The sequence below is a fragment of the Nevskiales bacterium genome, from assembly GCA_035574475.1.
GTDB lineage: Bacteria > Pseudomonadota > Gammaproteobacteria > Nevskiales > DATLYR01 > DATLYR01.
Genome location: DATLYR010000152.1, coordinates 1 through 6928, shown reverse-complemented (window position 1 = coordinate 6928; position 6928 = coordinate 1). Strand labels below are relative to the sequence as shown.

Below are 6928 nucleotides of genomic sequence, written 5' to 3'. Positions count from 1 at the left end.
CACCACGCTGGAAGACCGCCGCATCGGTCTGCCGCCGGTGAACCTGGCGCTGGCGCGCGACCTGATCCGCGGCTCGCGCATCGAGCGCATCGTGCTGGAGGGTAGCCCGCGGGCGGACGCCGACCTGCAGCTGCTGTGCGGCGCGCTGGTGGCGCTGTCGCAGATGATCATCGAGATTCCCGAGCTGAGCGGGCTGGAGATCAATCCGCTGACGCTGTCGCGCGACGGCCTCTTGGCACTCGACATGACCGCCAGCCTGGGCGAGCCACGGCAGGCGCCGCCGCTGGCCATCCCGCCCTATCCCCAGCATCTCAGCGAGTGGGTGGTGCTGCCGCGCTCCGGCCGCCACGTGGAGCTGCGGCCGATCCGCGGCGAGGACGAACCGGCGCACCTGGAGTTCCACAAGCGGCTGTCGCCGCGCTCGATCCGCTTCCGCTATTTCTACAACCGCAAGAACTTCTCGCACGCCGAGCTGGCGCAGATGACGCAGATCGACTACGAGCGCGAGATGGTGTTCATCGCCAGCGCGGTCAACCCGGTGGACGGCGGGCAGGAAACCCTCGGCGAGGTGCGCGCCTGGCGCGACCCGGACAACATCCGCGCCGAGTTCTCGGTGGTCGTGCGCGACGACCTGCGCGGCGAGGGCCTGGGCCGCACGCTGCTCAAGAAGATGATCCGCTACTGCCGTGAACAGGGCACGCTGGAGATCGTCGGCAGCGTGCTGCCCGACAACAAGCCGATGCTGCGGCTGGCCCAGAAACTCGGCTTCCAGTGCCAGCCCGACGAGGCCAACGATGTGATGACGCTGCGCCTGCGGCTGCGCAAGCCGCGCCATGAGTGGCAGCGGGAGCGGCTGCGGCTGCCCGTCACTTGAGCCTTTTGGACGGCCGGGCATGGATGGCGGACGCCGGGGGCTGGGCGGGGCCGGCCGAATACCTGACACTGTCGTCTCGCACGGGGGAGAGCTGACATGAGCAAGGGAAAAGGGCTGCTGCTGGCAGCGCTCGCGGCGGCGGTGGCGGGCTTCTTCATCTTCGACCTGGGGCAGTACCTCAGCCTCGAATATTTCAAGTCGCGCCAGGCCGAGGTGATGGCCTATTACGCCGCGCACCGGCTCGAGACCGTGGCCGCCTTCTTCCTCATCTATGTGGCGGTCACCGGCCTGTCGCTGCCCGGCGCGGCGGTGATGACGCTGGCCGCCGGCGCGATCTTCGGGCTACTGTGGGGCACGGTGATCGTGTCCTTCGCCTCCTCGATCGGCGCCACGCTGGCGATGCTGGTGGCGCGCTTCCTGCTGCGCGACGCGGTGCAGCAGAAGTTCGGCGACCGGCTGGCGGCGATCAACCGCGGCGTGGAGAAGGAAGGCGCCTTTTACCTCTTCACCCTGCGGCTGGTGCCGATCTTCCCGTTCTTCGTCATCAACCTGGCGATGGGCCTCACGCCCATCAGGACCGTCACCTTCTACTGGGTCAGCCAGGTCGGCATGCTGGCCGGCACCCTGGTTTACGTGAACGCCGGCACGCAGCTCGCGCAGATCGAGTCCCTGTCCGGCCTGCTTTCGCCGAAACTCATCGCTGCCTTCGTGCTGCTGGGCGTGTTCCCGCTGATCGCCAAGAAGATCGTGGACGCGGTCAAGGCCCGGCGCGTGTACGCGCGCTGGCGCGGCAAGAAGCCGAAGCGGTTCGACAACAACATCGTGGTGATCGGCGCCGGCAGCGCCGGCCTGGTGACGGCCTACATCGCCGCAGCGATCAAGGCCAAGGTCACGCTGATCGAGAAGCACAAGATGGGCGGCGACTGCCTGAACACCGGCTGCGTGCCGTCCAAGGCGCTCATCCGCTCCGCCAAGTTCATAGAGCACGTGCGCCGCGCGCGCGAGTTCGGCATGCGCGACGCCAGCGTGGAGATGGACTTCGCCGAGGTCATGGACCGCGTGCATAAAGTCATCAAGGCCATCGAGCCGCACGATTCGGTCGAGCGCTACACCGGCCTGGGTGTGGACTGTATCGAGGGCAATGCGAAGATCACCTCGCCGTGGACGGTCGAGGTCAACGGCGAAACCCTGACCACGCGCAACATCGTGATCGCCGCCGGCGCGCGGCCCTTCGTGCCGCCGATCCGCGGCATCGACCAGATCCGGGTGTGGACCTCGGACACCATCTGGGAGATGCGCGAGCTGCCGAAGCGCCTGTGCGTGCTGGGCGGTGGACCGATCGGCAGCGAGCTCACCCAGGCCTTCGCGCGGCTGGGCAGCAAGGTCACGCAGATCGAGATGCTGCCGCGCATCCTGCCGCGCGAGGACGAGGACATCTCGGAAATGGTGACCCGGCGCTTCGAGGCCGAGGGCATCGACGTGCTGACCGGCCACAAGGCGAAGGAGATCCGCGTCGCCAACGGCCAGAAGACCCTGGTCTGCGAATACCTGGACGCCGAGGTGTTGATCGACTTCGACGAGCTGCTGTGCGCGGTCGGGCGCGTGGCCAACCTCAAGGGCTACGGGCTGGAGGAGTTGGGCGTCGAGGTCAGCCGCACGGTGGTGGTCAACGAGTTCATGCAGACCAACTACCCGAACATCTACGCCTGCGGCGACGTGGCCGGGCCTTACCAGTTCACGCACACCGCCGCGCACCAGGCCTGGTATGCCTCGGTCAATGCGCTGTTCAGCGGCATCAAGAAGTTCAAAGCGGACTATTCAGTGATTCCCTGGGCCACTTTCACCGAGCCCGAGGTGGCGCGGGTCGGCCTGAACGAGCTGGAGGCGAAGGAAAAGGGTATCCCCTACGAGGTCACCACCTATCACATCGATGACCTCGACCGCGCCATCGCCGACAGCGAAGCGCACGGCCTGGTCAAGGTGCTGACCGTGCCCGGCAAGGACAAAATCCTCGGCGTGACGATTGCCGGCGAGCATGCCGGGGACCTGATCGCCGAATACATCCTGGCGATGCGGCACGGCATCGGCCTGAACAAGATCCTCGGCACCATCCACATCTACCCGACCCTGGCCGAGGCCAACAAGTACGCGGCCGGCGAGTGGAAGCGCGCGCACGCGCCGCAGTGGGCGCTGAAGCTGCTGCAGAAATTCCACGCCTGGCGGCGCGGCTGACTATCCGTCCGCTTCAGTACCAGAGCCGGATGCCGGCCACGAGGGCCGTGTCCGAGACATCCTCGCCGGCCTGGCGCGCGAAGTCGGCGCTGTCGCCGTGGCGCTTCTCCCAGCTGACGCCGAGGTAGGGTGCGATCTCGCGGCGGATCTCGTAACGCAGGCGCAGGCCCGCCTCGGTGCTGGCCAGGCCCGAGCCGAGGCCACGCGCCGGGTCGTCCTCGCCGTAGGCATTGATCTCCAGCAACGGCTGCAGGATCAGCCGGTTGGTCAGCAGCAACTCATACTCGACTTCCAGCCGCAGGCTGCTCTGGCCGCTTTCGCCGACGAACAGCGTGGCCTCGGTCTCGAACCAGTAGGGCGCCAGGCCCTGCACGCCGAGCACCAGCCAGGTCTGCGAGGGGCCGGGCTCGGTGTCATGGCGCAGGCCGGTGAGCAGGTCCCACCAGCGCGCCAGCGGGCGGCCGAACAGCAGTTGCAGCTCGGCGCGCCCGGTTTCGCCGTCCGCGCGCTCGCCTTCGGTGCGCAGCCACAGCCGCCGCTCGTCATTGCCCCACCAGCCGATCGCCTCCCAGCGCAGCGCGCCGCCGTGATCGGCGTCCACCCACTCGAACTGGTCGAGCAGCAGGTAGAGCATGTCCGGCGTGTCCATGCCGTGGGCATGCTCCATGCCGTCAAGATCCGGAAAGGCCGCGGCGCGCTCGGCGTCGGTGGGCGCGGGGATCTGCGGCACCGGCGCTTGCTGCGCCGGCGCCGCGGTTGCGGGCGGCTCGTGACCGTGATGCCCGTGATGGGTGTCCTCGGCGGCCCCCGCGGGCATGACGGCCGCCGACAGGCCGAGGGCCAACGCGAAGCGCAGCATTTGCGGCCCGGTCATGTCGCGCCGCCCTCATCCACCCGCACCTCGCGGAACATGCCCGCCTCCATGTGGTACAGCAGATGGCAGTGGAAGGCCCAGCGCCCGAGCGCGTCCGCCGTCACGCGGAAGCTGCGCCGTGTGCCCGGCGGCATGTTGACGGTGTGCTTGCGCACCTTGAAGCGGCCGTGCTCGTCCTCGAGGTCGCTCCACATGCCGTGCAGGTGGATGGGATGTTCCATCATGGTGTCGTTGACCAGCTCGACGCGCAGCCGCTCGCCGTAGCTGAAGCGCAGCGGCTCGGCATCGGCGAACTTGATGCCGTCGAAGGACCACACGTAGCGCTCCATGTGCCCGGTCAGGTGCAGCGTGACGGTGCGGCCCGGCGTGCGGCCGTCCGGATCGTCGAACAGGCTCTTGAGGTCGGCGTAGGTGAGCACGCGGCGGCCGTTGTCGCGCAGGCCGATGCCGGGGTCATCCAGCTTCGGCGCCGGCATCATGGTCTGCATGTCCACCATCGGGTTGCCGGTCTCGCTGGCGGGATGCGTGAGGCCGCCGTGCGCGCCGTGGCCCATGGCAGCGTGATCCATGCCGCCATGTTCCATTCCGCCGTGACCCATGTCGGCCATGGTCAGCAGCACGCGCGGATCCGGCGCCGGCACCGCCGCGCTCATGCCGGCGCGCGGCGCCAGCGTGCCGCGCGCGTAGCCGCTGCGGTCCTGGGCCTGGGCGAAGATCGTGTACGCGGCATCGGCGTCCGGCTCGACGATCACGTCGTAGGTCTCGGCCACGCCGATGCGGAACTCGTCCACCGTCACCGGGTGCACGTTCTGCCCGTCCGCCGCCACCACCGTCATCTTCAGCCCGGGGATGCGCACGTCGAAGAAACTCATGGCCGCGCCGTTGATGAAGCGCAGACGGATCTTCTCGCCGGGCCGGAACAGCCCCGTCCAGTTGCCGGCCGGCGTCACGCCGTTCATCAGATAGGTGTAGGTATAGCCCGAGACGTCCGCGATGTCGGTGGGCTTCATGCGCATCTGGCCCCACATCAGGCGCTCGGCCAGTGCCGGGCGGAAGCCCTCGCCGCGGATGTCGCGCAGCAGGTCGCCCAGCGTCTGCTGGTTGAAGTTGTAGTACTCCGGCATCTTCTTGAGCTTGGCGAAGACGCGGTGCGGATCCTCGTCGGTCCAGTCGGACAGCATCACCACGTAGTCGCGGTCGTAGCGGAAGGGCTCGGGCTCGCGCGGCTCGACGATCAGCGGCGCGTACAGGCCGGTCTGCTCCTGCAGCATCGAGTGGCTGTGGTACCAGTAGGTGCCGCTCTGCCGGAGCCTGAACTGGTAGCTGTAGGTCCCGCCCGGCGGAATGCCGCGGAACGAGAGCCCCGGCACGCCGTCCATGTTCGCGGGCAGCAGGATGCCGTGCCAGTGGATGGAGCTGGTCTGCGCCAAGCGGTTGTGCACGCGCAACGTGACGGTATCGCCCTCGCGCCAGCGCAGCGTGGGCCCGGGCAGCGTGCCGTTGATCGTGGTGGCGATGCGCGGCCGACCGGTGTAGTTGACCGTCGTCTCGCCAATCGTCAGGTCGAATTCGCTGCCGCGCAGCGTCTGCGGCCCGTCCGGATAGCCCTTCCCCCAGCCGGCGCGGGACAGGCCAAAGCCGGCGGCGACGCCGCCCAGCGCCAGGCCCTGCACGAAACGCCGGCGGCTAATGCCCATGCGCGGCCCCGCCCAGGTCGTCGAGGATGGGACACTCCGGTCGCCGATCGCCATGACAGCGGCGCACCAGGTCCTGCAGCGCATCGCGCATGGCTTTCATTTCCTCGATCTTGCGATCCAGCGCCTCGACATGGGCGCTGGCCAGGCGCCTGACCTGCGCGCTCTCGCGGCGCTTGTTCTGCCACAGACCGAGCAGGTCCTTGATCTCGCGCATCGAGAAGCCGAGGTCGCGGGCGCGGCGGATGAAGCGCAGCATGTGCAGGTCGGCTTCGGTATAGACCCGGTAGTTCGCCAGCGTGCGGCGCGGCTTGCGGATCAGCCCCAGTGACTCGTAGTGGCGGATCATCTTGGCCGACACGCCGGAGGCGACCGCGGCCTGGCCGATGTTGAAGTCGCCGGCAGCCTTGCCCGTCCCGCCCATCAATCCGCTCTGCTCGCTCGGCATGGCGCACCCTGTGGAATGGCAGGTGTCAGCCTGCACCTTACCACGGTGGGAAGGTCAAGCCGCACCCGCCTGTTGACCTTCCTATCATGGGAAGCCTGATCCTGTATCGGCGCCCGATCCCGGGCCAATGACGGAGGTACTCGCATGCATACCCATCACAGCCCCGGCGCAAGCCTGGCCGGCCTGGCCACCGCGTCCACCCTGCACTGTCTGACCGGCTGCGCGATCGGCGAGTGGATCGGCCTGGCCATCGGTGTGACACTCGGCTGGAGCCCCTGGTTCACGATGGCCTTCGCGACCGGGCTGGCCTTCATCAGCGGTTACTCGCTCGGTTTGCTGCCGCTGATCCGCCAGGGCCTGCGGCCGTGGCAGGCGTTCAAGACCCTCTGGCTGGGCGAGACGCTGTCCATCGCGGTGATGGAACTCGCCATGAACTTCACCGACTACCACGTCGGCGGCGTGACCGCGGGCTCGATCTTCGTGCCGGTGTTCTGGACTGGCTTCATCGCCGCGATGGCGGCCGGCTTCGCCGCGGCCTGGCCGATGAACTACTGGCTGCTGCGCCGTAGCATCAAGAAGCCCTGCCACTGAGCACGCGGGCGGCCGGCGCCGGCACCGTGCCGCGCCGGCCGCTACTGCGGCAGCATGAACAGGCGGATCTGCTTGTGGTCCGCCTCGAGGCCGGCACGCACCGCCTGCAATACCGGCGTACGCACGCGATGCTTGGTGGCGGCATAGGCGGGCCGGTTCAGTTTTGCGAGGCGCATGGCGACGGCGCGCGACTCGCCTTCCAGCTCCGCCTCGGC

At 68.4% G+C, this 6928-nt stretch carries 6 protein-coding genes; 3 read left to right on the top strand and 3 right to left on the bottom strand.

The window, feature by feature from the left end:
* Together VNJ47_08955 and VNJ47_08950 are read left to right on the top strand one after the other, a co-directional pair.
* On the top strand, nt 1-874 hold an 874-nt coding region (locus tag VNJ47_08955; protein ID HXG28964.1), incomplete at its 5' end, for a GNAT family N-acetyltransferase.
* Nucleotides 875-970: 96 nt separating this feature from the next.
* Entirely contained in the window at nt 971-3106 is a 2136-nt protein-coding gene (locus tag VNJ47_08950; protein HXG28963.1) for an FAD-dependent oxidoreductase, read from the top strand.
* Nucleotides 3107-3119: 13 nt separating this feature from the next.
* On the opposite strand, the gene VNJ47_08945 is transcribed toward VNJ47_08950, so the two are convergent.
* Genes VNJ47_08945 through cueR form a run of 3 tightly spaced genes read right to left on the bottom strand, consistent with a single transcriptional unit; the run spans nt 3120 to nt 6122 of the window.
* A complete protein-coding gene (locus VNJ47_08945; protein HXG28962.1) occupies nt 3120-3980 on the bottom strand; it encodes a copper resistance protein B in 861 nt (286 codons plus the stop codon).
* Nucleotides 3977-5677 (bottom strand): copper resistance system multicopper oxidase, encoded by a 1701-nt coding sequence (locus VNJ47_08940; GenBank protein ID HXG28961.1) that lies wholly within the window; start codon nt 5675-5677, stop codon nt 3977-3979. Before VNJ47_08940 ends, VNJ47_08945 begins: the two co-directional genes overlap by 4 nt.
* Nucleotides 5667-6122: a Cu(I)-responsive transcriptional regulator gene (gene cueR, locus VNJ47_08935; GenBank protein HXG28960.1), complete on the bottom strand. Its 456-nt coding sequence runs from the start codon at nt 6120-6122 to the stop codon at nt 5667-5669. The genes VNJ47_08940 and cueR overlap by 11 nt, the downstream gene beginning before the upstream one ends.
* A 144-nt stretch (nt 6123-6266) precedes the next feature.
* Here cueR and VNJ47_08930 point away from each other — a divergent pair, with 144 nt between their 5' ends.
* Nucleotides 6267-6713, top strand: a complete 447-nt coding sequence (locus VNJ47_08930) for a DUF4396 domain-containing protein (protein ID HXG28959.1) — start codon at nt 6267-6269, stop codon at nt 6711-6713.
* Nucleotides 6714-6928 lie beyond the last annotated feature (215 nt).